At 75.5% G+C, this 432-nt stretch carries 1 protein-coding gene; it reads left to right on the top strand.

The features are described 5' to 3' along the window. Nucleotides 1-295: hypothetical protein (locus ACNFOC_RS55455; protein WP_416966452.1), on the top strand; the 295-nt coding region annotated here is incomplete at its 5' end. Nucleotides 296-432: the final 137 nt, after the last annotated feature.

Below are 432 nucleotides of genomic sequence, written 5' to 3'. Positions count from 1 at the left end.
GGGCGGACACTCCGCCGGCGCCGCCCTGGTGGCGGCTGTCGCCCTCGCCGCCCGTGACCGGCAGGGGCCGCACATCCGCACCAACGTCGGCGCCATGGCACACGTCATGGGCCTGATGACCGCCGGATGCCGGGTCGCGCTGGTCGGGCCACGCGCGCGCGTGCGCTCGGCGCCGGCGCGATCGAGACCGTCGTCCTGGCGGGCGCGGTCAGTCTGCCGACTTGCACCTGTCGGTAGGGCGTTGCGCGGGGTCGAGCGCGACTGCCGACACGTCGACCTCGCATCGGCGAGTTGACGAGCGCATCTGTGGCGACGCGACGGCGAGGCGGTGGCCCGCAGGATCTCCTGGGTCTCGTCGCCAGCGCCCACGCCGACCGCCTCCCCGACCTCCACGCCGACGGCCACCTCCAAGCCCACGGCCACTCCCACCGC

Source organism: Streptomyces colwelliae (genome assembly GCF_048158785.1).
Classification (GTDB): domain Bacteria; phylum Actinomycetota; class Actinomycetes; order Streptomycetales; family Streptomycetaceae; genus Streptomyces.
Note: the sequence above shows the minus strand (reverse complement) of the source record. Positions and strands in the feature narration are given on the sequence as shown.